This window comes from Amycolatopsis sp. FBCC-B4732, from assembly GCF_023008405.1.
Taxonomy (GTDB): Bacteria; Actinomycetota; Actinomycetes; order Mycobacteriales; family Pseudonocardiaceae; genus Amycolatopsis; species Amycolatopsis pretoriensis_A.
This window is the reverse complement of record NZ_CP095376.1, coordinates 2811779-2836981: the sequence shown is the minus strand read 5'-3', so window position 1 is coordinate 2836981 and position 25203 is coordinate 2811779. Positions and strand designations below refer to the sequence as shown.

Below are 25203 nucleotides of genomic sequence, written 5' to 3'. Positions count from 1 at the left end.
CGGCCAACCCCGCCAGCGGGCGGCGGCCGCCGGTAGGCGGATAGCGGCTCGGGCGGCCGAGGGGTTGGCGGGTCGGGCGAGCGCTGGGTCGCACGGGCGTGGGGTTGCGCAGGTCCGGCGAGCGCTGGGTTGCACGGGCGTGAGGTGCCGGGTCGGGAGAGCGCTTGGGCGGGCGTTGGGTTGGCGGGTCGGGGAAGGCGTCGGGTTGCCGGGTCCGGCGAGCGCTGGGTCGCACGGGCGGCGGGCGGCGGAGGTCTTGAGTCCATTCAAGACCTCCGGTGACCTGAATGACTCATTCAAGACCCGCCGCCTTACCGCACTGAGGTCAAGACCCGCCGTCCGACGTCACACGCGCCCCGAAGAGCCGGGCCGCCTCCGCTTCGACCTCGTCGAGCCACTCCGCGCGGCGGTCTCCGCCCGCGTCGGCCACCACCCGCAGCACGAGCCGGTGGACCTGCGGCTCGCCGAGGTACGGCGCCAGGCAGCGCCGCCAGATCGCGTCGAGCGGGTCGCCGAACAGCGTTCGCTCGCGCTCCTCCGTCGTGTCGGACGTGTTCACCACCAGCAGCCGCCGCAACGAAAGCAGCGACTCGGGGGCGCCGCCCGCGTCGTCGAGGCGGTACGCGACGCCGGGGACGAGGATCCGGTCGAGCCAGCCGCTGAGGATCGCCGGTGGCTTGCCCCACCAGTTCGGGTGGATCGCGACGAGGCCGCCCGCTTCGCGCAGTTCCTCGCGGTGGCGCCGCACCAGCGGGTCCGGTTCGGCGGCGAGGAACTCCTCCGCCCGGGTTCCGCTGGTGTAGGCCTCTTCCGCGGTGAGCACCGGGTCGAAGCCCTCGGCGTACAGGTCGTGGAACCGCACCGGCACCCCGGCCCGCTCCAGTGCCGCGACGACCCGGCCGGCGAGCGCGTGGTTGAAGCTCCCGGGCCGCGGGTGCGCGAGCAGTACCACCACCGGGGCGGTCATCCCGTCATCGCCACCAGGATGCGCCGCTTGCCCGTGAACGGCTCGCGGCCGTGCGCCATCAGCATGTTGTTGATCACCATGATGTCGCCGGCCTGCCACGGGAACGCGTAGCTGACCTCGTCGTAGACCTCCCGCACCTTCGCCAGGTCCTCGACCGGGATCGGGCTGCCGTCGGCGAAGTAGGCGTTGCGCGGCAGGTCCGCCTCGGGGTACAGCTCCAGCAGCGCCTCGCTGACCTCTTCACCGAGGCTCGAGACGTGGAACAGGTTGGCCTGGTTGAACCACACGGTGTCCCCGGTGTGCTCTTCCACCACGAACGACGGCCGGACGTGCCGGGTGCGCAGCCCGTCCTCGGTCCATTCGAACGTCTGGCCGTTGCGCGCGCAGTAGTCCTCGACGACCGCGCGGTCCTCGGTCTGGAACGCCTCCTGCCACGTCAGCCCGAGCCCTTCGCGGAACGCGCGCGCGTAGGTGACGCCGCCGGCGAACCGCTCGCGGAGGTCTGCCGGCAGCAGCCGGTACATCGCCCGGCTGTCCGCGATCGGCGTGGCCCCACCGGTTTCGGCGGCGGTGTCGCACAGGAAGAACAGCCGCGCGGGCCAGCTCGCCGAGTACGAGTTCTCGTTGTGCATCGGGATCGACTCGGCGGGCGGGTACTCGGTCGAGGTGTAGATGTTGCCCGCCACGTTCGACCGCGGCGTCGAACGTTCGGTGTAGCTGAGCAGCGCGCCGCCGATCGTCTCGGTGACCCGGTTGAACAGGTCGAGGTCGGCGGGCAGGCCGCGCAGCAGGATCGCGCCGTGGTCGCGCAGGTGCTCCCGCACCTGCGGCAGCTGCGCCTCGACGGCCGCGAAGTCCGCGGCCGGGAAGACGGCGATCTTGGTGTGCTCGTTGCCCTGCAGCTGCCCCAGCGGCGCAGCGAGATCGGCGGTCATGACCCCTCCAGTTCGAATCGGACGAGCTTGGCGGCCTCGGCGTGCAGCGCGGCCAGGTCGTCGACGTCGGCGAAGCCGGCGACGAGGACGTTCACGGCGTAGATCTCCTGGTCGTCGCTGAGCACCTGGCCGGGCGAAACGATGGTGACGACGTCGAGGACCTCCGGCAGGTCCGCGACTTCTTCGGTGCCTTCGACGCGCACGAGCCGTCCGGTGCCCTCGGCGTAGAGGACGAGGTATCCGACCGGCACGGGCAGCCCGGTGCCGCGCGCGGGTGGCGGCGTACCGAGAGCCAGCGAAACCGCTTCGGCGGTGACGTCGATGCCGGTGGCGAGCTTCAGCAACGCCGGTTGCGCTCCCCCGGCGGGCCGCCCGGCGTTGACCTCGACGATCACCGGGCCGAGCACGGCGTCGTCGATCACCTCGACGTGCGCGCACGTCGAGTCCAGCCCCAGGGCCAGCACCGCGGCGGACGCGGCCTCGGTGACGAGCCGCGCTCGCTCGGCCGACAGCCCGAACGGCGGGCAGACCATGCCCAGCTCGAACTTCCGCTCGTCGATCAGCGGCTTGCCGACCACGGTGACGGGTTCGGCGGCCCCGTCCCGGACGAGCACGTCCACCGCGTACTCCGGCCCGTCGAGCAGGCTCTCCACCAGGAACACCCGCAACGGGTCGAGGGGTCCCGGCAGCGGGCGGTGGTAGCGCGCGTCCGGGTTCTCCGGCAGCCGGGTGGCCAGGAGGTGATAGGCCGCGACCAGCTCATCCACAGTGGACACCGTGCGGACGAGTGTGCTGGCGGCGCCGTTGACCGGCTTGACGATCGCGGGGAGACCGACCTCCGCGGCGATCGCGGGCGCCTGCGCCGGATCGGCGAACAACGCGGCCCGCGGCCCCGGCAACCCGGCCGCGGCGAGGGCCTGCCGGACGGCGAACTTGTTGTGCGCCAGCGTGAACACGTCCGCCGGGCAGCGGGCGACGCCGAGCAGCTCGGCGATCCGGGCGGTGCTCGCGATGATCCCCTCCGCCGCGGTCAGCACCGCGGCGGGCTCCCGCTCGCGGAGCGCTTCGGCCACCGCGGGCGCATCCCGGACGTCGTCGACCACGACGAAGCCGTCGACCTGGTACTCCGGCTCGCCGTCGTCCAGGGGCTCGGTGACGAGCTCGGCCCGCCAGCCGGCGGCCCGGACGGCGGCCGCGAAGTCCGCGATCCACTGCCCGTGCGTTTCCCGCACGATGAACGCGGTCTTCACGCGACCTCCAGCCGGATCAGCTTGCTCGCCTCGGCGTGCAGCGCGGCCAGGTCTTCGTGGTCGGCGAACCCGGCGACGACGAGGTTGACCGCGTACGTCTCCTGCTCGTCGGTGAGCACCTGGCCGGGCGAGACCGTCGTGACCACGTCGACGACCTCCGGCAGCGCGGCGACCTCGTCGAGGCCGCCGATGCCGGTCAGGGTGCCGGACCCGGTCGCGTAGAGGATCAGCATGCCCAGCGGGATCGGCAGCTTCGCCGGCTCGCGCGCGGGCGGCGGCGCGCCGAGGGCGAGGGCGGTCAGCTCGGCGAACACGTCGACGCCGGTGCGCAGCTTGGCCAGCAGCGGCATGATCGAGCCCGCCGGGCGGCCCGCGTTGACCTCGACGATCGTCGGGCCGCGCCGCTCGTCGTCGATCACCTCGACGTGCGCGATCGTGTTGTCGAGCCCGAGCGCGAGGACCGCGGCGGACGCCGCCGACGTGACCAGTGCGGCCCGCTCGCCGGAGAGCCCGGCCGGCGGGCAGGACAGCACCAGCTCGAACTTGCGCTCGTCGATCAGCGGCTTGTCGAGGATCTCGACCGGCTCGGCGACGCCGTCGCGGACCAGCACGTCCACCGCGTACTCCGGCCCCCGCAGCAGGCTTTCGACGAGGAACGTCGACGCCGGGTCGAGCGTCCCCAGTGGACGGTGGTAACGCGGGTCCGCGGACTCGGGCAGCCGCGCGGCCAGCAGCTCGTACGCGGCCGCCAGCTCATCCACAGTGGACACCGTGCGCACGAGGTTGCTCCCGGCGCCGTTGACCGGCTTGACGATCGCGGGCAGCCCGACCCGCTCGGCCACCTCGGCCGCCGAAGCGGCCGAGGAGATCAGCGCCGCCGCGGGACCCGGCAGGCCGGCCGCGGCCAGCGCTTCCCGGACCGCGAACTTGTCCGCGCACAGGGCGAACACCGACGCCGGGCACCGCGCGACGCCGAGCAGCTCGGCGACCCGGGCGGTGCTCGCGATGGCCCCGTCCGAACCGGTCAGCACGGCGGCGGGCACCCCGACCGCCGAGCGGATCCGGGCGGCGACGGCTTCGGCGTCGTAGACGTCGTCGACGGCGACCACCTCGTCCACGACCGCGGCGAGCGAGGTCCGCTCGGCCGCCTCCACCGGTGGCGCGAACAGCACCGCGCGGTGCCCGGCCGCGTGCACCGCGGCGGCGACCTCGCCGACCCAGTGCCCGCGCGCTTCCCTGATCAGCACGACGTCGCTCACGCGGCCTCCTTCCCGGCGAGCTTGCGCTCCCGTTCCTGGGCGCCGACGAGGTCGTCCGGCAGCGAATCCGGGACCTCGGTGTCGAACCGGCGCAGCAGCTTCACGGCGAACCCGCCGGCGTTGATCAGCAGCAGGATCAGCGCGTAGACGACGAAGGCGAGCCCGACCCCGCGGCCTTCGCCGGTGCCGAGGACCGTGCCGACCGACCCGGCGAGCGCGCCGCCGGGCGCGAGCAGCGGCGAGAACCAGCCGACCGCGAGCGGCGCGAGCACCGCGAACCCGATCGGCAGCGTCGACCAGGTGATCGTCTGGTTGATGGCGAACACCCGCCCGTGGTAGCGCTGCGGCACCTTGACCTGCACCAGCGTCGCGTAGATGCCCTGCGACACGGCCATCGCCGCGGCCAGCAGGAACACCCCCGCGGCGACGACGATGAGCGACGGCCGCAGCCCCATCACGAGGCTGCCGAGCGCGATGCCGACGTTGCCGAACAGGACACCGACCATGCGCCGCTTGCGCGGGCCGCCCCAGAGCGCCATGCCGATGCCGCCGGCCACCGCGCCGACCGCCTCGGCCAGCGCGACCTGGGCGACGTCGGTGACGGTGCCGAAGGACAGCACCAGCGGCGAGACGAGCACCAGCGCGGGGGCCAGGAAGACGTTGGCCAGCGCGAAGTACAGCAGCATCGTGCGGAAGCCGCGGTGGTTCCACGAGTACTTGAGCCCGCCCGCGATCGCCGTCAGCAGCGGCTCGCGCGGGCGCCAGCCGAGCAGGTCGGGGAACCGGACGAACAGCAGGCTGACGATGGCGAACACGTAGCTCGCCATGTCGAGGACCAGGATCCCGGTCAGCTGGATGGCCGCCAGCAGCCCGGCCGCGATCACCGGCATCAGCAGCTGCGCGAAGCCGTTGGACAGCTGGGCGAGCCCCATCGCGTGGCCCAGGTACTGCTTGGGCACCAGCTGCGCGACCGACGACTGGTAGGCGATGCGCTGGATCGACCCCGCGACCGACCCGAGCGGGATCAGCGTGTAGAGCCACCAGAGCTGCACGTTCCCCGCCGTCAGCAGCACCGCGAGCGCGAGCTGGATGACGCCGGCGAGCGCGCTGGCCGCGATCATGATCCTGCGGCGGTCGCCGCGGTCGACGAGCGCGCCCGCCACCGGCAGCACCAGCACCCCGCACAGCAGGGCCAGCGCCCAGAGCAGGCCGAGGTCGGTGACCGAGCCGGTCCTGGTGTAGAGCCAGATCGGCACCGCGAACGACGTCAGCGCGGAGCCGGTCGAGGAGACCAGCTGGCCCACGGTGACCGTGACGAACCGGGCCATGCTCGGCTGCACGGCGGGCTGGTCGTCCACTTCGGACCGGTGGGTGTCGTGCACCGCCCAGCCCGCGTCCTCGCCCCGGGCGGAAACGTGCAGGTCGCCGGGCTCGTCCACGGCGGGGTGCACGCGGGTGATGATCTCCGCCAGTTCGTCCGCGCGGTAGCGGAGGAAGAAGTGCCCGGCCTGGTCGAGCACGACGAGCGCGGTGCGGTCGGTGAGGAACTCCCATTCGCGGTAGCGCTCGGCGTAGTAGTCGGTGACCGGGTCCTCCGAGCCGACGACCGAGATGATCGGCGCGCGCAGCTTGGCGACGCGGGCGTCGAGCAGGCCGCTGAAGTACTCCTCGGCGGCGCGGCTGTCGGCCCGCATGTTGCTGATGATCCGGTCGGCCTGCGCCGGGTCGAGGTCGTCGGTGTCGACGCCCATGCCCTTCAGCCAGTTCGCGTAGTACCGGTTGCTGCGCAGCTTCTCCAGCCGCGTCCGCAGCGTCCCGACGGCGCCCTTGATCCGCGCGAACGGGAAGATCGCGCCGATGTGGACGACTTCCAGTTCCCGTCCGCGCTCCTCCAGGCGCCGGGCCACGCCGACGGCGAGGGCGTTGCCGACGCCGCAGTGGCCGTAGATGGCCAGGGGCCCGTCGATCCGCTCGAGGACTTCGTCGGCGAGCCGCTCGACCAGTTCGTCGAACGGCACGGCCTCCTCGGACAGGCCGACGTCGTGGCCGGGGATCGCGACGGAGAACAGCGAATACCCGCCGGGCAGCGCGTCGGCGAGGGGCTGGTAGACGATCGCGCTGCCGCCGCCGTAGGGGAAGCAGACGTACGTCAGGGTCGGCTTCGCGACGGGCTTGGTCAGCTCGTACAGCAGATGTCCCGAGTCGTCGCGGTCGCCGTCGAGGAACCCGGCCAGCTCGCGGATCGTGCGGTGCTGGAACAGGTCCATCACGCCGGCCTGGTGCCCGGCCTTCGCGATCCGCGCGACGACCTGCGTGGCGAGCATCGAGTGGCCGCCGAGGTCGAAGAAGTCGTCGTCGACGCCCAGTTCCTCGACCTTGAGCACGTCCCGCCAGATGTCCGCGAGCAGCACTTCGAGGGCGCCGGCCGGTGCGACGAGCGCGGTGCTCGCGTCCCGGGCGGCGACCGGGGCGGGCAGCGCCTTGCGGTCGAGCTTCCCGTTCGGCGTCAGCGGCAGCGCGTCGAGCGTGACGAACGACGGCGGCACCATGTAGTCCGGCAACGTCTCCTTCAACGCGGTCCGCAGGCCTTCCACCTCGCCGACCACGTACCCGACCAGCCGCTTGTCCCCCGGCGTGTCCTCCCGGACGAGCACGACGGCGTCGGCCACGCCGGGCTGTTCCCGCAGCCGGGCCTCGATCTCGCCCAGCTCGATGCGCAGCCCGCGCAGCTTGACCTGGTGGTCGAGGCGGCCGAGGAACGCGATCGTGCCGTCGGATCGCCAGTGCGCGAGGTCGCCGGTGCGGTACATCCGGCCGCCGTGGAACGGATCCGTGACGAACCGTTCCGCCGTCAGCTCCGGCCGGTTGTGGTACCCCAGCGCCAAGCCCACGCCGGCGATGTGGAGTTCGCCGGGTACGCCGACCGGGCACGGGTTGCCGCGCCCGTCCAGGACGTAGACGCGGAGGTTGCGGATCGGCGCCCCGATCGGCACGGACGCCACCTCGGCCAGCGCTTCGGGCGTGCAGTGCCAGGCGGTGACGTCGATCGCGGCCTCGGTCGGGCCGTACAGGTTGTGCAGCTCGCAGTGCGGCAGCCGCCGGACGAACTCGCGGGCGGTGTCGAGCGGGAGTTCCTCGCCGCTGCAGACGACCCGGCGCAACGCCGTCACCGACTCGATGCCCGGCTCCGCGAGGAACAACGTCAGCATCGACGGCACGAAGTGCGCGGTCGTGATGCCCTCGGAGTCCAGGAGTTCGCGCAGGTAGGCCGCGTCCTTGTGGCCGCCGGGTTCGGCCAGCACCAGCCGGGCACCGGTCATCAGCGGCCAGAAGAACTCCCACACCGAGACGTCGAAGCTCGCCGGGGTCTTCTGCAGCACCGCGTCCGAACTGTCGAGGCCGTATTCGCGCTGCATCCAGTCGAGCCGGTTGACGATCCCGCGGTGCCCGTTGGGCACGCCCTTCGGCCGCCCGGTGGAGCCCGAGGTGTAGATGACGTACGCGGGATCGTCCGCGCTCGCCAACGGCTCCACGGGGGTGGCCGGACCGGTCGGCTCGTCGAGCACGACGACGGTCGCGTCGCCGGGCGGGAGGGTGTCCTGGAGGGCGGCCTGGGTCAGCACGACCGGCGCGGCCGCGTCTTCGAGCATGAACGCGAGCCGGTCCGCCGGGTACTCGGGGTCGAGCGGCACGTAGGCGCCGCCCGCCTTGAGCACCCCGAGCAGGCCGGTGACCAGCTCGAACGAGCGGTTCGCGAAGACACCCACCAAGGTGCCCGGCCCGACGCCCAGCTCGCGCAGGCGGTGCGCCAGCCCGTTGGCCCGGGCGTCCAGGTCCCGGTAGGACAGCGACTCACCGCGGAAGGTCAGCGCGGGCGCGTCCGGCGTGCGTGCGACCTGCGCCTCGACGAGGCCGTGCAGCGTGCCCGGCGGGATCTCCCCCGCGGTGTCGTTCCACCGGTGCACGACCAGGTCCCGCTGGTCACCCAGGATGTCCAGCCCGGACAGCGGCCGTGTGGGGTCGGCGACGATCGAACGCAGCAGCGTGACCAGGCGCCCGGCCATGCCGGCGACCGTCTCCGCCCCGAACAGCGCGGTGTTGTGCACGAACTTGCCGATCAGCCCGGACTCGACCTCGATGGCGTGGAACTCGAAGTCGAACCGGGTCGAGGGCAGGTCCATCGGCAGCCAGCGGAAGTCCACTTCGGACTTCCCCGCCGCGCCCAGCCGGCCCATTTCGTAGTTCTGCAGCACCAACATCGCCTGGAACACCGGCGAGCGGCTGACGTCACGCGGCACGCCGAGCGCGTTCACCAGGCGCTCGAACGGGACGTCGGCGTGGTCGAACGCGTCGAGCACGTGCCGCCGGGTCCGGGCCAGCAGCTCGGTGAAGCCCGGGTCGCCCGCGAGCTGGGCGCGCAGCGGCAGCATGTTGATGAACATGCCGACGACGCCTTCCAGCTCCGGCAGCCCGCGCCCGGCCGACGACGAACCGACCGCGAAGTCCTCCTGCCCGGAATACCGGGACAGCAGCACCTGGTAGGCGGCCAGCAACGTCATGAACAACGTGACGCCGTGCTCGCGGCTCAGGTCCCCGAGCGCCCGGACGAGGTCCTGCTCGACGAAGAACTCGTGGATCGCCCCGTCGAACGTCTGGGTCGCCGGCCGCGGCCGGTCGGTGGGCAGCTCCAGGGGTTCGACGCCGCGGAGGGTCTCCTGCCAGTGGTCGAGCTGCCGGTCCAGTTCGGCGCCGGTCAGCGTCCGCCGCTGCCAGTGCGCGAAGTCGCCGTAGCCGATGGACAGCGCGGGCAACGCGGCCGCCGTCCCGTGGTAGCCCGCCGCGAGGTCGCGCAGGAGCAGGTCGACCGACCAGCCGTCGCCGACGATGTGGTGCGTGCACACGGCGAGGAGGTGCTCCTCGTCGGCGACGCGCACCAGGGTCGCGCGCAGCAACGGTCCTCCGGCCAGGTCGAACGGCTCGGCCGCGGCGGCGTCGACGGCCGCCCGGGCGGCTTCCTCGTCCGCCGCGTCCACCAGGGACAGCGGGACGGTGACGACCGGTTCGACGTGGACGGACGGCTGCCCGTCGTCCCCGGCCGGGAACCGCATGCGCAGGGCCTCGTGCCGCACGGGCAGGGAATCGAGGGCCGCCCGCAGCGCGGTGACGTCGAGGCGGCCGGTGAGCCGGATCGGCACGGGGATGTTGTACGACGTGGTCCCGGGCGCGAACTGCTCCATGAACCAGACGCGTTCCTGCTGGTACGACAACGGGACGTCGTCGCCCTCCGGCCGCGGGGTGATGGTCGCGGCCGGCTCGGCGCGCCGCCGCAGCCGCCGTTCCAGCAGGGCCCGGCGCGCGGCCGCGCTGCTGGTTTCGTCGATCGTCGTCACGCCTGCTCACCTTCGGCCAGCTGGGCCCGGACCTCTTCGTCGCTGAGCTGGTCGAGGTCGGCTTCGAGCCGCCGTTCGACCTCGGCGGCAAGCCCGGCCACCGTGGTGAACGAGAACAGGCCGCGGACCGGCAGTTCGACGCCGACCTGCTTGCGGATCCGGGCCATCGCGCGGATCGCGAGCAGTGAATTGCCGCCGTGGGCGAAGAAGTCGTCGTGCACGCCGAGCTTCTCGATGCCGAGGAGTTCGCCCAGCACTTCGGCGACCAGCTCCTGGGCCGCGGTGCTCGGGGCCACGTACTCCGCCTCGCCGCCGAGCTGCGGATCGGGCAGCGCGGCCCGGTCGAGCTTGCCGCTCGCCGCCACCGGCAGCGCGTCGAGCGTGACGAACACCGTCGGCACCAGGTACTCGGGCAGCGTGGCCCGCAGCGCCTCGGCGGCGCCGTCCGCGTTGCCGACGACGTACCCGACGAGGGTTCCTTCGCGGACCGCGACGGCCGCGTCCCGGATCTCCGGCAGCTCGCGCAGGGCGGCCTCCACCTCGCCCGGCTCGATCCGGAAGCCGCGCAGCTTGACCTGGTCGTCGGTCCGGGCGAGGTAGTCGAGGGTGCCGTCGCGGCGCCAGCGGGCGAGGTCGCCGGTGGCGTACATCCGCCCGTACGGGCCCTCCGGGAACCGTTCCGCGGTCAGCTCGGGCAGCCCGAGGTAGCCGTGGGCAAGCTGGGCGCCCGCCAGGTGGAGCTGGCCCACGACGCCCGGCGGCACCGGCCGCAGGCGCTCGTCGAGGACGTAGGCGCGGGTGCCCGGGTTCGGGCGGCCGATCGGCACCGGCCCGTCGACCGGGCCGTCCAGCCGGTGGGCGATGCACCCGACGGTCGCTTCGGTCGGCCCGTATTCGTTGGTGACGAAGATCCCGGCGAACGGCCGCACGGCCTCGCCCGGCAACGCCTCGCCGCCGAGGACCAGGTCACCGGCCGGGTACGACTCTTCCGGCAGCACGGCGAGGTGTGTCGGGGTGGCCTTGACGAAGTCCGGCCGGCCCGAGTCCACAATGGACCCGCCGGCGGTGAGCGGGCCGAGCAGCGTCGTGACGGTGAGGTCGAACGACGCCGACGTGTGCAGCAGCGCGCGGCCGGCCAGGCTCGGGTACGCCTCCCGCGCCCAGCCGAGGTAGGTGGCGAGCGCCCGGTGCCCCACCTGGACGCCCTTGGGCCGCCCGGTCGAGCCGGACGTGTAGATGACGTAGGCGATGTCGTCCGGCCCCGGCCGCGCGGGGTCCGCTTCGGACGACTCCGCCCACACCGCCGGATCGCCCAGGTCCAGCGTCTCGACGTCGAGGGCGCCGTCGCCTGCGGTCAGCACGACGCGGGCCCCGGCGTCGGCCAGGACCAGTGCCTGCCGCGCGGCCGGGTTCGCCGGGTCGAGCGGGACGTAGGCCGCGCCGCTCTTGAGCGCGCCCAGGATGCCCACGACCAGCTCCGCCGAGTTCGGTGCGCAGACGCCGACGACCCCGCCGGCACCGAGCCGGTGCGCGACGCGGTTGGCCCGCGCGTTCAGCTCGGCGTACGTCAAGGACGTGCCGCCGAGGTCCACCGCGACCGCGTCGGGCGTCGCCCGCACCTGCTCTTCGAACCGCTCGACGAACAGCGGAGCGTCCTCGGTGGACGAACCGCTCCACTCTTCGACCTGACGGCGTTCGGCGTCCGACAGCAGCGGCAGATCCGCGACCGAGACCGCCGGGTCCTCGACCGCCGCGACGAGGAGGCGCAGGAACCGCTCGGCCATCGACTCCGCGGTCTCGCGGTCGAACAGGTCGGTGCGGTACAGCAGCCGGCCACCGGTCGCGGTGAGGTCGATCGCGACGTCGTCCTTGGCGGTGGCGTAGCGGACCGGCTCGATGCCCGAGTCGGGGATGAAGTTGAAGCCGATCTGGTAGAGCGCCTGCACCGCCGGGTCGCGCTCCGGGCGCACCGCGTCGGCGACCAGCTGGAAGGGCACCCGGCCGTGCTCGATGGCGTCGAGCACGGCGGTGCGGACCCGGCCGACCAGCTCGGCGAACGCCGGGTCGCCGCCGCAGTCGACCCGGATGGCGAGCTGGTTGACGAACATGCCGATCAGCGGCGCGAGTTCGGGCAGGTCGCGCCCGGCGACCGGCACCCCGACCACGACGTCGGTCGTCCCGGACAGCCGCGCCAGCAGCGCGGTGTACCCGGCGAGCAGCACCATGAACGGCGACGCCGACAGCTCGCGGCCGACCTCCCCGACCCGGTCGAGCAGGCCATCCGGGAGGGTGAAGTCGACCTGGCCGCCGTCGAAGCCGAACCCCGCGGGCCGCGGCCGGTCGGTGGGCAGGCTGTGCACCGGCGGGAGCCCGGCGAGCCGCTCGCGCCAGTAGTCCAGCTGCGCGCGCACGAGCGGCAGCTGGCCGCGCTGCCACGCCGAGTAGTCCGGGTACTGGATGGCCAGCTCGGGCAGCTTCGGCAGCCGCCCCTCCGCGGCCGCGTCGCAGGCCTCGTCGAGTTCGCTCGCCAGCACCAGGACCGAGCCGGCGTCGAACACCGTGTGGTGCACGACGAACGTCAGCAGCCAGTCGGCGTCGCCGAGCCGGCACAGCTGGGCCCGCCACGGCGGGGCCGCGTCCAGGGGGATCGGGCGGCGGGCGATCGCCTCGGCCAGCTCGGCCGCGCGGGCCTCCCGCTCCGGGAGGTCACGCAGGTCGTGCACCTCGAGGTCGATCGGGACGTCGGCGTGCACCACCTGGACGAGCTCGCCGCCGTCCATCCGGAACGCCGTGCGCAGGGCTTCGTGCCGCCCGACGACCACGCCGAGCGCGGCCCGCCACTGCCCCTCGGTGAGCGGCAGGTCCTGCCGCACCTGGCAAGGGAGGTTGTACACCGGGGACGCCAGGTCGAGCTGGTTCGACAGCCAGATCCGCTCCTGCCCGAACGAGGCCGGGAACGTCCATTCCTTCGTGTCGGTCATGTCTCCTGCTTCAGCGCTCGAGCTTGGGGATGGTGGTGGCGGCCGGCGCCTCGGCGGCGGGGGCCGCGGCGGTCCGCAGCTCCTCGATCCGCTCGGCCAGCGCGGCCACCGTGGAGGATTCGAACAGCGTCTTCATGGCCAGCCGGGCGCCGGTGGTCTTGCGGACCTGGGCGATGAGCTGGATGGCGACCAGCGAGTTGCCGCCGAGGGCGAAGAAGTCGTCGTCGACGCCGACACGCTCGACGCCGAGCACCTCGGCCCACTGCCGGGCGATCTCGGCTTCGAGGTCGGTCCGCGGGGCGACGTAGTCGTCCTGGACCTGCGGCTGGATGGTTTCGGCGACCTCTTCGGCTTCTTCCAGCGCTTCGGCGGTGACCCGGCGGGCGAACAGGTCGCGCACCGGGCGGGTGCTGATCACCACCTGGCCGCCGAGCCCCGGCGTCAGCGCCCGGAGGAACGCCTCGGCGCCGTCGACCGGCCGGATCCCGATGGAGTCCACAGTGGACTTGGCCACCGGTGCCGTGAGCCCGCCGCTGACCGCGCCCTCGTCGACCTGGCGGAGCACGAAGTCCTCGATCTCGACCAGTACGCGGCCGTCGTCGCCGCACAGCGTCAGGTCGGCGGCGATGACCTGGTCACCGCCGGAGTCGCGGTAGCGCAGGTGGCTGTGGAAACTCGCCGGGAGCACGTCGTGCACGACCACCCGGCCGTAGCTCATCGGCAGGTACGTGCCGCTCCCCCGGCCGCGGCCGAACGCGGTCGCGACGTCGAGCAGCGCCGGGTGCAGCCCCCAGCCGGTGTCGAAGACCGGCGCGACGAGCGAGGCCAGCTCCTCGTGCGCGCCGACGTGGTGGGTGCGCAGCGCGGCCCACCGCGGGCCGAAGGTGACCATGCTGGTCCGGCCGGTGCCGAACGCGTTGCCGTCGTCGAGCACGCTCGTCCGGCCCCGCACCGCGTCGAGGTCCACAGTGGACGCCGGGGGCGCCGGCACCCAGCCCGCGGAACCCCGGACGTGCGTCTTCGTCACGCCACCCGCGCGGCTGGTCACCGCGAACCCGTCACCGTCGAAGCCGACCCGGTACTCCGCGACGGTGCCCTCGGGCACCGAGAACGGTTCGAGGAAGGCGACATCGCGCAGTTCGACGACGTGGCCGTCGCCGGGCTTCGGCAGCGCCGCCTCGACGGCCGCCCGCACGGTTTCCAGGTGCCCGGTGCCGGGCACGACCGGGACGCCGGCGATCCGGTGCTCGTCGAGCAGCCAGTGCGCGGCCGCCGAGACCAGGCCGTGGCAGTCCTCGCCGGTGCGCGTGCTGAGCACCGGGTGCGCGATCGGGCCGTCCGCCTTCGTGCGGGTGGACCGGATCGTCGCCGGCGCGGCCACTTCGGCGGCCATGCCGACCTCGTCCCAGCCACCCCAGTTGTGCGAGACGACCCGGGCCCGCCAGCCGTGGTCGCCGCGGGCGTAGGCGTCGAGGAAGTTGTTGGCCGCGCAGTAGTCGACCTGCCCGAAGTCGCCGGAGACCGCGGTGACCGACGAGCACAGGGCGGCGAAGTCCATCGGCAGGTCGGCGAACGCCGAGGCCAGCGCCAGGGTGCCGCCGATCTTCGGGGCCAGCACCGCTTCCGCGGCCGCCCGCTCCTTGACCTCCGCGACGCCGCCGCCGGGCAGGCCGGCCGCGTGCACGATGCCGTCCAGCCCGCCGAACTCGGCTTCCGCCAGCTCGCGGACCCGCCGCAGGGCGGCCGGGTCGGTCACGTCGGCGGCGACCACGTGCACCACCGCCCCGGCGGCCTCCATCCGCCGGATCGCGCGGATCGCGCGCCCGGTCCGGTCGGTTCCGTCGCAGGCGTCCCACTCCTCGCGCGGCGGCAGGCCGCTGCGGGTCAGCAGGATGAGCTTCGCGCGGACACGCAGGGCGAAGTCCTCGGCGAGGGTGACCCCGATGCCGCCGGTGCCCCCGGTGATCAGGTACCGGCCGCCGTCGCGCAGCACCGGCGCCGCTTCGGGCACGGTGAGCTGCGTGTGCTCCAGGACCCAGCGCCGGCCCCGCCGCAGGGCGACCTCCGCTTCGGCCGCCCGGAACAGCTCGGCGACGACGTCCTCGGTCACGGCCTCGACGTCGATCCGCCGCACGAGCGTGCCGGGGACTTCCAGGGGCAGCACCCGCGCGATGCCCGCCAGGGTCGCGTGTTCGGGCCGGGTGAGGTCGGTGCCGGTGACGTCGGCGGTGCCGGTGCTCAGCACGTCGATCCGGACCGGCTCGCCCCAGGCCTGGACCAGGTTGAGCACGCTGAAGAAGCCGCGCTCCTGGGCGGCCATCCCGGTTTCGGTGCCGTCGAGGGCCCACGCGTGGACCACCCGCTCGGGGCGGTCACCGAGGGTGGCGACCAGTTCGTCGTAGTCCTCGCGCACCCCGGGCCGGACGGTGAAGCCGCGCTCGGTCGTCGTGAAGGCGTCGCCGGGGCGGACCTCGGTGACCGCGACCCCGGCGTCCCGCAGCAGGTCCGCGAGGACGTCGTCGCCGACGAACGCGAGGCAGGACGCGAACGGCTCGCGCCGCAGTTCCGGACCGGCCTGCCGCCAGGACGGGACCGCGAACCACTCGTCGAGCGGCAGCGGCCCGCTCGGCTGTGCGGGCTCGGCCGATGTCCCCTTCGGATCGGGGTCGACCCAGTACCGCTTGCGCGCGTAGGGGTAGCCGGGCAGCGGCACGCGGTGGCCGTCCGTCGTGAGGTCGACCGGCACCCCGTGTGTCCACAACAGACCGGCCGCGGCGTACAGCGTTTCGACGTCGCCCTCGCGGTCGCTGCGGCCGGGCAGGCTCGGCTGCGGCGCGGGCGAGCCCTTCGGCACCTGGCCACGGGCGAGGCCGGCCAGCTGGTGGCCGGGGCCGCACTCGACGAGCGCCCACCGCTCGCCGCCGCCGGCCAGCGTCCGCACGCAGTCGCCGAACCGGACCGCCCGGCGCAGGTGCGCGGCCCAGTACGCGGGATCGGTGGCCTGCTCGGCGGTGATCCAGCCGCCGGTCAGGTTCGAGAGGAACGGCAGCGACGGCGCCGACCGCGGCACCGCGGCGACGGCCTCGGTGAACTCCGCCAGGATCGGGTCCATCATCGGCGAGTGGAAGGCGTGCGAGGTCACCAGTTCCCGGCACTGCACGTCGCTCGACTTCAGCAGTGACGCGAAGTCCGCGACGGCACCGGACGGCCCGGCGACGACGCACGTCCCCGGCCCGTTGACCCCGGCGATCGAAAGCCCTTCCGGCAGCCGCTTCGCGACGGATTCCTCGTCGAGCTGGACAGCGAGCATCGCGCCGGCGGGCATCGCCTGCATCAGCTCGCCGCGCCGCACGACCAGCCGCATCGCGTCGGCGAGAGTGAACACCCCGGCCACGGTCGCAGCCACGTACTCGCCGACCGAGTGCCCGATCATCGCGCCCGGCCGCACGCCCCAGCTCCGCCACAGCCGGGCCAGCGCGTACTCGACGGCGAACAGCGCGGGCTGCGTGTAGCGCGTCTCCTTCAGCTCGGCGTCCCCGCCGCGGCCCAGCACCAGCTCTTTCAGGCCGGGAAGACCGGACAGCTCGCAGCATTCGTCGAACGCCGTCGCGAAGACCGGCTCGCTGCGGTACAGCTCGGCGCCCATCCCCGCGTACTGCGATCCCTGCCCGGAGAACAGGAACGCCACCTTGAGCTCACCGGCCTGGGCCGTGGCGAGCCGGCGGGGGTCGCGCAGGCCGTCGACCGCGTCTTCGGAGTCGCGGGCGACGACGACCGCGCGGTGCGGGTACTCGGTCCGCCCGGCGGCGAGGGTGTGCGCGACGTCGGCCAGGTCGAGGTCGACGTCGCCGGCCAGCCGGTCGGCGAGCCGCTCGACCGCGGTGGCGAGCGTTTCCGGCGTCTTCGCCGACACCCGCAGCAGGTGCGCCGGGTGCGGACGGCGGTGCCGCCGCGGCGCGGGTGCCTCTTCCAGCACCAGGTGGGCGTTGGTGCCGCCGACGCCGAAGGAGCTCACGCCCGCCCGGCGCGGGGTGTCGGCGGCTTCCCACTTGGTCACGGTGGTCGCCGGGTGGAACGGGCTCCGGGGGAAGTCGATGCCCGGGTTGGCTTCTTCGTAGTTGATGGTCGGCGGGATGAGGCCGTGTTCCATCGCCAGCACGGTCTTGATCAGCGCCACGACACCGGCGGCCTGGGACAGGTGGCCGATGTTCGACTTCACCGAGCCGATCGCGCACCAGCCGGTGTCCGGGACACCGTGGCCGTACACAGTGGACAGTGAGGTGATCTCGATCGGGTCGCCCAGCGCCGTTCCGGTGCCGTGGGCCTCGACGTAGCCGATCGTGCGCGGGTCGACCCCGGCCATGCCGACCGCCTGCGCGATGGCCTCGGTCTGCCCGGCGACGCTGGGCGCGGAGAAGCCGACCTTCGTGGCGCCGTCGTTGTTGATCGCGTTGCCGAGCACGACCGCGCGGATGTGGTCGCCGTCCTCCAGCGCCTGGGAGAGCCGCTTGACCAGGACGACGCCGACGCCGCTGCTCCACACCGTGCCGTTGGCGCCGGCGTCGAACGCGCGCACGTGCCCGTCCGGTGAGGTGAAGCCCTCGACGCCCATGTACCCGATGCCGTGCGGCATCTCCAGGTTCACGCCGCCGGCCAGCGCGAGGTCGCACTCGCCGTTGCGCAGCGCCTCGCACGCCAGGTGCACCGCGACCAGCGACGTCGAGCACGCCGTGTGGATCGCGAGGCTCGGGCCGCGCAGGTTCAGCTTGTAGGACACCGACGTGGTCAGGTAGCTGGGCTGGTTGCCGGTGGACATCCCGATGCCGCCGTGCTGCGAGGCCAGCACACGCTCGTTGCGCAGCAGGTTCTCGATCAGGTAGCCGGTCCGCCCGGTGCCGCCGTAGACGCCGATCGCGCCGCCGTAGCGGGCCGGGTCGTAGCCGCCGTCGGTCAGCGCCGCATGGCACGCTTCGAGGAAGACCCGGTGCTGCGGGTCGGTGATCTCGGCTTCGCGGCTGGTCATGCCGAACAGGTCGGCGTCGAACTCGTCGAAGCCGTCGACCACCGTCGTCGCGTTGACCCAGCTGGGATCGTCCAAAGTGGCCGGATCGGCGCCCCGGGCGATCAGTTCTTCCCGGGTGGCGGGCTTGATGGACTCGACGCCGTCGACGAGGTTGCGCCAGAACTGCCGGAGGTCACCGGCACCGGGGACGCGGGCGGCCATGCCGACGATGGCGATGGGTTCGGCGCCCGGTTCGAGGTCGTTCGTCACTGGTGTCGCTCCTGTTCGTGGCCGGTTGTGCCGGCACTGCGGCGGGGTCTTCTGGACGGGGTGCGCCCCCGGCGGGCGGCGACCCGCTCGGCGGCCCTGGCGAGTTCCGGGCTGGGCGCGGCCCCCGCGTGGAGGTGGGTGGCGAGGGCACGGACGGTGGGGTGGGTGAACAGGTCGACCATCGGGATGCGGCGGCCGAGCCGGGCGGTGACCTCGGCGTGCACCTTCGCCAGGGCGAGCGAATGCCCGCCGACGTCGAAGAAGTTGTCGGTCACCCGGACGGCGTCGAGGCCGAGCACTTCGCGCCAGGTGGCGGCGATCAGCGCCTCGGTCGCCGCCAGCGCGGCCGGGTCGACGACCGGTGCCGGCTCGGCTTTCGGCCGCGCGGCCGCTTCCGGTGCGGCCGTGCGCACCGAGGCCCGCGGGAGTTCCGGCGCGCACGCCCCGGCCGGCCGGTCCGGCTCGGCGGCCAGCGCCGCGAGGAGCGCGGTGAAGTCCTCGGCGAGCGCCGCCACCCGGGCCGCGTCGAACAGGTCCGGGTTGTACAGCAGCTCGACGCCGTGCCCGAGGACGTAGACGGTCAGGTCGAACGGCGAACCGGGCTTCTCGACCGGCACCCACGTTCCCCGCAGCCCGGGCAGGTCGAGCCGGGGTTCGGTGAAGTTGAGGACGTTCACCATCACCTGCACCAGCGGCGCCCGCGAAGGGTCGCGGGGTACGCCGAGCGCGCCGACGAGCCGGTCGATCGGCGCCGCCGGGTGCGCGGTGGCGGCCAGCAGCTCCTCGCCGCCGCGCCGGACGAGCGTGGTGAAGTCCGCGTCCGCGTCCGCGGCGCGCAGCCGCACCGGGACGATGTCCACGAAGAACCCGGCGACGTCCTGGGTTTCGGCCAGCTGCCGGTCCGCGACGACGGTGGCGACCAGGTGGTCGTCCCCGCCGGTGAGCCGGTGCAGCAGCTGCCCGAACGCGGCGAGCACCACGCCCGCGCGAGTGGTTCCGGTGCGGGTGGCCAGCGCTGCGACGGCCTCGGCGACGCCGTCGGGGAAGGCCTGGTGGTGCGTCGCGCCGCGGTAGGTCTGGACGGCCGCGCGCGGCCGGTCCCGCGGGAGGTCCACTGTGGACGGCGCGCCCGCGAGGTGCTCGGTCCACCAGGCGAGGTCGACGGCTTCGCGACGGCCGTCGCGCTCGGCGCGCCACACCGCGTAGTCCGCATAGGAAACCGGCAGCGGCGGCAGGGGTTCGCCGCAGTAGGCCGCGGCGAGGTCCGCGCAGAGCAGTTCCTGCGACCAGCCGTCGAACACGGCGTGGTGCAGTGTGAAGCCGAGCACGTGGTCCCCGGGCCCCAGCTCGTAGAGCCGCACGCGCCACGGCGCTTCGCGGTCGAGCCGGACCGGTGCCGCCGCGTCGGCGGCCAGCCGCTCACCGACGGCGGCCTCGGTCAGCGGGAGCACCGGCAGCTCGACGTCGGCCGGGGGCAGGCAGTCCGCCCGCGGGACGCCGTCGACCGGCCGGATCCGCCAGCGCAGCACGTCGTGCCGCTCGGCGACCGCGCGAAGGGCCGCGCGCAGGGCACGCACGTCGAGCGGTCCGGTCAGCCGGAACGCCATCGCGATGTTGTACGGCGCCGCGTCCGGGGCGAGCTGGTCGAGAAACCACAGCCGCCGCTGGGGCGGGGACAGCGCGGGCGCGTGACCGGTGGTCAAGCCCGGGCCGGTGAGCGGGGCGGCCGCGGCCACCCGCCGCGTCAGCTCCTCGAGCGTCCGCCCCGCGAAGACGTCCTCGACGGACACATCGGCGGCGAGCTCCTTCCGGAGGGCCGCCACCAGCCGCATCGCCGCGATCGAGTCGCCACCGGACAGCAGGAAGTCGGGTCCGGCACCGGCTCCCAGCACCCGCCGCCACACCTCGGCGACCGGCGAGCCGCCCAGGTCCCCGACCGGTGCCTCTTCGGCGAGCGCGCGCAACGCGGGCCGGTCGACCTTCCCGGTGACGGGGTTGACCGGCAGCACGTCCAGCCGCCGGATGACGGCCGGGCGCATGGCCTCGGTGAGCCGCTCCCCCGCGTACGCGTGCAGGTCCACATCGGACGGTGCCGACGCCGGGCTGAGGAACGCGATCAGCCGGGTGCCGCCCGGACCGGGCACGGCTTCGACGGCGACGGCACCGACATCCGGGTGCGCGCCCAGCGCGGCCTCGACTTCGCCGAGTTCGATGCGCTGCCCGCGGATCTTCACCTGCCGGTCGGCGCGGCCGGCGAACTCCAGCCTGCCGTCGAGGCGGAGCCGGGCCAGGTCGCCGGTGCGGTAGAGCCGTTCCCCCGGCGTGAACGGGTCCTCGACGAACTTCCGCGCGGTCAGCTCCGGGCTGCCGAGGTAGCCCGCGGCGAGCCCGGGCCCGCCGATGACCAGCTCGCCGACCTCACCCGGCGCGACGGGCCGCAGTTCGCCGTCGACGACGTGGGCGCGGTGCCACGGCGTCGGCGTCCCCAGCGGCAGCGGGTCGGCGGGCACGCCGGTCACCTCGTCGGTGACCACGACGACGGTGGTCTCGGTCGGGCCGTAGACGTGGAAGAACCGGCGTCCGGGCAGCCAGCGGGCGACCAGCTCGGCCGGCACCGGCTCGCCGCCGCAGGCCACGGTCCGCCAGCCGGGTACGTCGGCGGGGTCGAGCAGCGACAGCAGCGTCGGAGTGATGAAGCCCCAGTTCACGTCGTGCTCGACAACGAACCGGCGCAGCCGTTCCGGGTCCGCCCGGTCGGCCGTCCCGGCCAGCTGCACCGAGCCGCCGACCGCCAGCGGCACGAAGACGTCCATCGTGAAGGCGTCGAACCCCAGCGAGGAGATGCCGAGCGTGCGGGTGCCGGGGCCGACGCCGAGCCGGCCGGCGAACCCGGTGACGAACGCGACGACGTTGCGGTGGCTGGTGAGCACGCCCTTGGGTCGCCCGGTCGAGCCGGAGGTGTAGAGCACGTGCGCGGTCGTGTCCGGCGTGGCCGGGCAGGTGCCGGGCGCGGCGGGCGGCGGGACGCCGATCCCCGTTCCCGCACCGAATTCGGCGACCGCGGCGTCCCCGACGACGACGGACACCCCGGCGTCGGCGGCGATCCCCGTCAGCCGGGCACGTGGCCCGCCCGGGTCGAGCGGGACGTAGGCGCCGCCCGACAGCAGCACTCCGAGCACCGTGCTCACGAGGGCGGGCGTCCGGTGGGCGCACACCCCGACCCGGGTCCCCGGGCCTGCCCCGCGTTCGCGCAGGGCGGCGGCGACGCCCCAGGCCGCGGTGACGAGCTCAGCGTAGGTGAGCCGGGTGGTGCCCTGCCGCACGGCGAGCGCGTCCGGCGTCTTCTCCGCCTGCGCCAGGACCAGTCCGGCGACCGTGGTGTCCGGAAAGGACAGCGGTGGGCCGTGCGTGCCCGCGACGGGCAGCGTGTCGGTCACGAAGAACTCCCCAGTTCGGTCCGGCCGCGGTGGCGGCCGGGTGGTGGTGCGTGCGGCTCACGGGTGGTGTCCCGGAACCGGCGGGTCGATCCAGAACCTGCCGCGCTGGAACGGATAGCCGGGTAGCGGCACCCGGCCCGGCTCCGCGCCGTCGTGGCGGGCGGTCCAGTCGACGTCGGCGCCGCCGGTCCAGCGGAGGGCCAGCTCCCGGGCCGCGCCCGGCGGCCCGGCGACGTCGCCGCCTTCGGCCAGCAGGGTGTCGAGGGCCTCGACGGCTTCCTCGACGGTCGAAGCGACCACGGCCGCGCGGCTGGCGAACTCCCGGCGGCCGACGGCGAGGGTGTACGCGGCGTCGGCGAGGTCCGGCGGGTCGGCCGCGAGCCGGTCCCGCACCGCGGACAGCGCTTCCCGCAACGCTTGCGGGTCGCGCGCCGAGACCGGCAGGACGTGCGGGCCCTCGGCGGTCACGCGCGGGCCCGGCGCCGGTGCTTCTTCGACGACGACGTGGACGTTGGTCCCGCCCATGCCGAACGCGCTGACCCCGGCCACCCGGCGGGGCGCGTCGGGCCAGTCGGTGGCCTTGACGGGCACGAAGCACGGGCCGCCGGCCAGGTCGACCTCCGGGTGCGGCGCGGTGAAGTGCAAGTTCGGCGGGATCACGCCGTGACGCACCGCAAGCACGGCCTTGATCAGCCCGGCCACGCCGGCGGCCGCGTCCAGGTGCCCGATGTTCGTCTTGACCGAACCGAGCGCGCACGTCCCGGGCGGGACGTCGCGGTACACCCGGTTGAGCGCGGCGACCTCGATCGCGTCGCCCAGCGGGGTGCCGCTGCCGTGCGCTTCGATCAGGCCCACGTCGGCCGGATCGACCTCGGCCACGGCGAGCGCCTCGGCGATCGCGGCCGCCTGGCCCGCCGGGCTCGGCACGGCGTACCCGGCGCGGTCGGCGCCGTCGTTGGTCATCGCCCAGCCGGGCAGCACGGCGTGGATGTGGTCGCGGTCGGCGAGCGCGTCCGACAGCCGCCGCAGCACGACGACCCCGGCGCCGGATCCGAAGCCGGCCCCGTCGGCGGCCACGTCGAACGAGCGGCAGCGGCCGTCCGCCGAGGCCATTCCGCCCGCGCGGTACCGCGGCCACGTCACACTCACGCCCCCGGCGATCGCCAGGTCGCAGCGGTATTCGGCGAGGCTCTGCGCGGCCAGGCCGACCGCGGCGAGCGAGCTGGAGCAGGCACTTTGGACGGCGAGCGCGGGCCCGGTCAGCCCGAGCCGGTAGGCGACCTGGCCGGGCAGGTGGTCGGTGAGCTGGCGCCCGAGCAGCCGGCCTTCCCAGTCGTCCGGGTCGACGTCGCCGGTCACCGCCGGGTTCCCGAAGAGGTGGAAGAGGAAGTACCGGTTGACCCCGGCGGAGGTGAACACCCCGACCGGGCCGTGTTCCCGCGCCGGATCGCGGCCCGCGTCCTCCAGCGCCCGCCACGCCGTCTCCAGGAACAGGCGGTGCTGCGGGTCGGTGCGCGCCGCTTCCTCGGCGGTGAACCCGAAGAACCCGGCGTCGAAGTCTTCGATCCCGTCGAGGCGGCCGCCGGCCCGCACGTGCGCGGGGTCGGCGCGCAGGCCGGGCCCGATGCCGAGCGCGGCCAGCTCGTCGTCGGCGTAGTCGTGGACCGCGTCGACGCCCGCGCAGAGGTTCCACCAGAACGCGTCCGCGTCCGGCGCGCCGGGGAACCGGCAGGCGAGGCCGACGACGGCGATCAGGTCGCTGCCCGGCTCGTCGTCGTCCGGCTCGGCCACCGCGGTGCGCGGACCGTCCGAAGCAGCCGGTTCCAGGTAGGCGGCCTGCGCCGCGACCGTCGGGTGCTCCAGCAGGCCGAGCAGCGGGACGTCCACGCCGGACGCCGCGGCCAGCCGCTGCTGGACCCGGCCCAGCAGCAGGGAGTGCCCGCCGACGTCGAAGAAGGCGTCGTCGATGCCGAACCCGTCGTGGCCCAGCACCGCGGCCCAGATCGCGTGCACCCGCCGTTGCGCCGCGGTCATCGGCCCGGCCTCGACGGGCGCGGCCGGGCGCGGGCCCGGAAGAGCTTCCTCGTCCAGCTTCCCGGTGACCGTGAGCGGGAACGCCGGGACGGCGACGACCGCGGCGGGCACCGAATGCGCGGGCAGCACGTCGGCCAGCGCGGCCCGCCACGCCGTCACGTCCGGTTCCCCGGCCGGCACGACGTAGGCGAGCAGCTCGCCGTCCCGCACGATCGCGCGCGCTTCGGCGACGCCGGGCTGTTCGCCGAGGCGGGCTTCGACCTCGGTCAGTTCGACGCGGAACCCGCGCACCTTGACCTGCCGGTCGAGGCGGCCGAGGCAGACCAGGGTGCCGTCCGGCCGGACCTCGCCGAGGTCGCCGGTGCGGTAGCTGCGGACGCCGTCGGCGGTGGTGCCGAACGCCGGGCCCGGCTGGTCGAAGTAGCCGTCGACCAGGTATTCGCCGCTGACTTCGAGTTCGCCGCCGTCGAGCACGGTGAGCGTGTAGCCGGGCAGCGCGGTGCCGATCGGCAGCGGGCCGGTGGCGTCGGCCGGGACGTCGGCGGCGGTCAGCCGGTACTGCGCGGCGAAGGTCACCTCGGTCGCGCCGTACCCGTTGACGTACACGCAATCCGCGGCGAAGCGGCCGCGGCGCACGTCGGCGTAGGTGGCTTGCTCGCCGCCCAGCAGGACGGTCCGCACCGAGGGCAGGGTGCCCTCGAGCGCGTCGAGGAGGTAGCGGTAGACCGTCGGCGTCGAGTGGTAGACGGTGACCTGGTGCCGGGCGAGTTCGCGCGCGGCGTGGGCCACGCCGTGGGCGCGCACGTCCACCGGCACCACGGCGGCGCCGGTCAGCAGCGCCGGGTAGAGGTCCGGGATCGCCGCGTCGAAGCCGAAGGAAGCCAGCAGGCTGAGCCGGTCGGCCGCGGTGACGGCGAGCGTCGCGATCTGGTTGTCCACCACGTGCAGCAGGTTGCGGTGGGTCTGCGCGACCGCCTTCGGCGTGCCGGTGGAGCCGGAGGTGAACAGCACGTAGGCCGGCGCGGCCGGGTCCGGGTCGGGCACCGGCAGCGGCGCGGTGTCCGCACCGGACCGGACGACCCGCGCGGAAGCGTTGCGGCACAACGCTTCCGCGAGGTCGCCGTGCTCGGGGACGGTGAGCACGGCCGACACGCGGGCCGCCGCGACCTGGTGGGCGAGGCGGTCCCGCGGGAACGTCGGGTCGAGCGGAACGTACGCGCAGCCCGCGGCCAGGGTGCCGAGGATCGCGGCGATCGCGGCGGTCCCGTGCCCGGCGAGCAGGCCGACGAACTCACCCGGCCGGACACCGGCGTCGAGCAGCCGGGCGGCGTGCCCGCCGGCCAGCTCGGCCAGCCGTGCGTAGCTCACCGCCGAGTCGTGCTCGACCACGGCGATCCGGTCGGGTGACTGCCGCGCGATTCCCGCGAAACGTCTGATGCAGCCGTCTTGCGTCATCGCCGGGTATCGGCTCCCGACGGCGAATGGGCGCGCGGAAACCACGGCGGTGACGTCGACTTCATCTCACTCCCCAGTGCGATTCATGGTGAAGAATCACGCAAGGTTAAGGCTCAAGACGCCGCGGGGGGATACGCAATCCGCAGAGTTCAGCCGAATGACCTATCGATCCTGGACCAGACGCACGAGTTCGCCACGCGATCCATGATCGAACCCGCCCCAC

At 74.0% G+C, this 25203-nt stretch carries 9 protein-coding genes; all 9 read right to left on the bottom strand.

From position 1 onward, the window contains the following. Nucleotides 1–325: 325 nt before the first annotated feature. Genes MUY14_RS12040 through MUY14_RS12000 form a run of 9 tightly spaced genes read right to left on the bottom strand, consistent with a single transcriptional unit; the run spans nt 326 to nt 24980 of the window. A complete protein-coding gene (locus MUY14_RS12040) occupies nt 326–967 on the bottom strand; it encodes an NAD(P)H-dependent oxidoreductase (protein ID WP_247023060.1) in 642 nt (213 codons plus the stop codon). Further along, entirely contained in the window at nt 964–1902 is a 939-nt protein-coding gene (locus tag MUY14_RS12035; RefSeq protein ID WP_247023059.1) for a TauD/TfdA family dioxygenase, read from the bottom strand. Before MUY14_RS12035 ends, MUY14_RS12040 begins: the two co-directional genes overlap by 4 nt. Further along, on the bottom strand, nt 1899–3152 hold the full coding sequence (locus tag MUY14_RS12030) for an ATP-grasp domain-containing protein (RefSeq protein ID WP_247023058.1): 1254 nt from the start codon (nt 3150–3152) through the stop codon (nt 1899–1901). The genes MUY14_RS12035 and MUY14_RS12030 overlap by 4 nt, the downstream gene beginning before the upstream one ends. Next, nucleotides 3149–4411 carry an ATP-grasp domain-containing protein gene (locus MUY14_RS12025; RefSeq protein WP_247023057.1) on the bottom strand — a complete coding sequence of 421 codons (1263 nt, stop codon included), beginning with the start codon at nt 4409–4411 and terminating at the stop codon, nt 3149–3151. Before MUY14_RS12025 ends, MUY14_RS12030 begins: the two co-directional genes overlap by 4 nt. Beyond that, nucleotides 4408–9801, bottom strand: a complete 5394-nt coding sequence (locus MUY14_RS12020) for a non-ribosomal peptide synthetase (protein ID WP_247023056.1) — start codon at nt 9799–9801, stop codon at nt 4408–4410. Before MUY14_RS12020 ends, MUY14_RS12025 begins: the two co-directional genes overlap by 4 nt. Then, nucleotides 9798–12782: an amino acid adenylation domain-containing protein gene (locus MUY14_RS12015; RefSeq protein ID WP_247023055.1), complete on the bottom strand. Its 2985-nt coding sequence runs from the start codon at nt 12780–12782 to the stop codon at nt 9798–9800. The genes MUY14_RS12020 and MUY14_RS12015 overlap by 4 nt, the downstream gene beginning before the upstream one ends. 10 nt (nt 12783–12792) lie before the next feature. Continuing rightward, nucleotides 12793–18054, bottom strand: a complete 5262-nt coding sequence (locus MUY14_RS12010) for a type I polyketide synthase (RefSeq protein ID WP_247023054.1) — start codon at nt 18052–18054, stop codon at nt 12793–12795. Next, a complete protein-coding gene (locus tag MUY14_RS12005; protein ID WP_247023053.1) occupies nt 18051–21491 on the bottom strand; it encodes an acyl carrier protein in 3441 nt (1146 codons plus the stop codon). Before MUY14_RS12005 ends, MUY14_RS12010 begins: the two co-directional genes overlap by 4 nt. Before the next feature lie 57 nt (nt 21492–21548). Continuing rightward, nucleotides 21549–24980 carry a beta-ketoacyl synthase N-terminal-like domain-containing protein gene (locus tag MUY14_RS12000; RefSeq protein ID WP_247023052.1) on the bottom strand — a complete coding sequence of 1144 codons (3432 nt, stop codon included), beginning with the start codon at nt 24978–24980 and terminating at the stop codon, nt 21549–21551. Between the last annotated feature and the right edge of the window lie 223 nt (nt 24981–25203).

Excerpts from the sequence above, each read along its gene's own strand:
- MUY14_RS12040 (WP_247023060.1), bottom strand. The coding sequence starts at position 967 with ATGACCGCCCCGGTGGTGGTACTGCTCGCGCACCCGCGGCCCGGGAGC.
- MUY14_RS12035 (WP_247023059.1), bottom strand. The coding sequence starts at position 1,902 with ATGACCGCCGATCTCGCTGCGCCGCTGGGGCAGCTGCAGGGCAACGAG.
- MUY14_RS12015 (WP_247023055.1), bottom strand. The coding sequence starts at position 12,782 with ATGACCGACACGAAGGAATGGACGTTCCCGGCCTCGTTCGGGCAGGAG.
- MUY14_RS12000 (WP_247023052.1), bottom strand. The coding sequence starts at position 24,980 with ATGACGCAAGACGGCTGCATCAGACGTTTCGCGGGAATCGCGCGGCAG.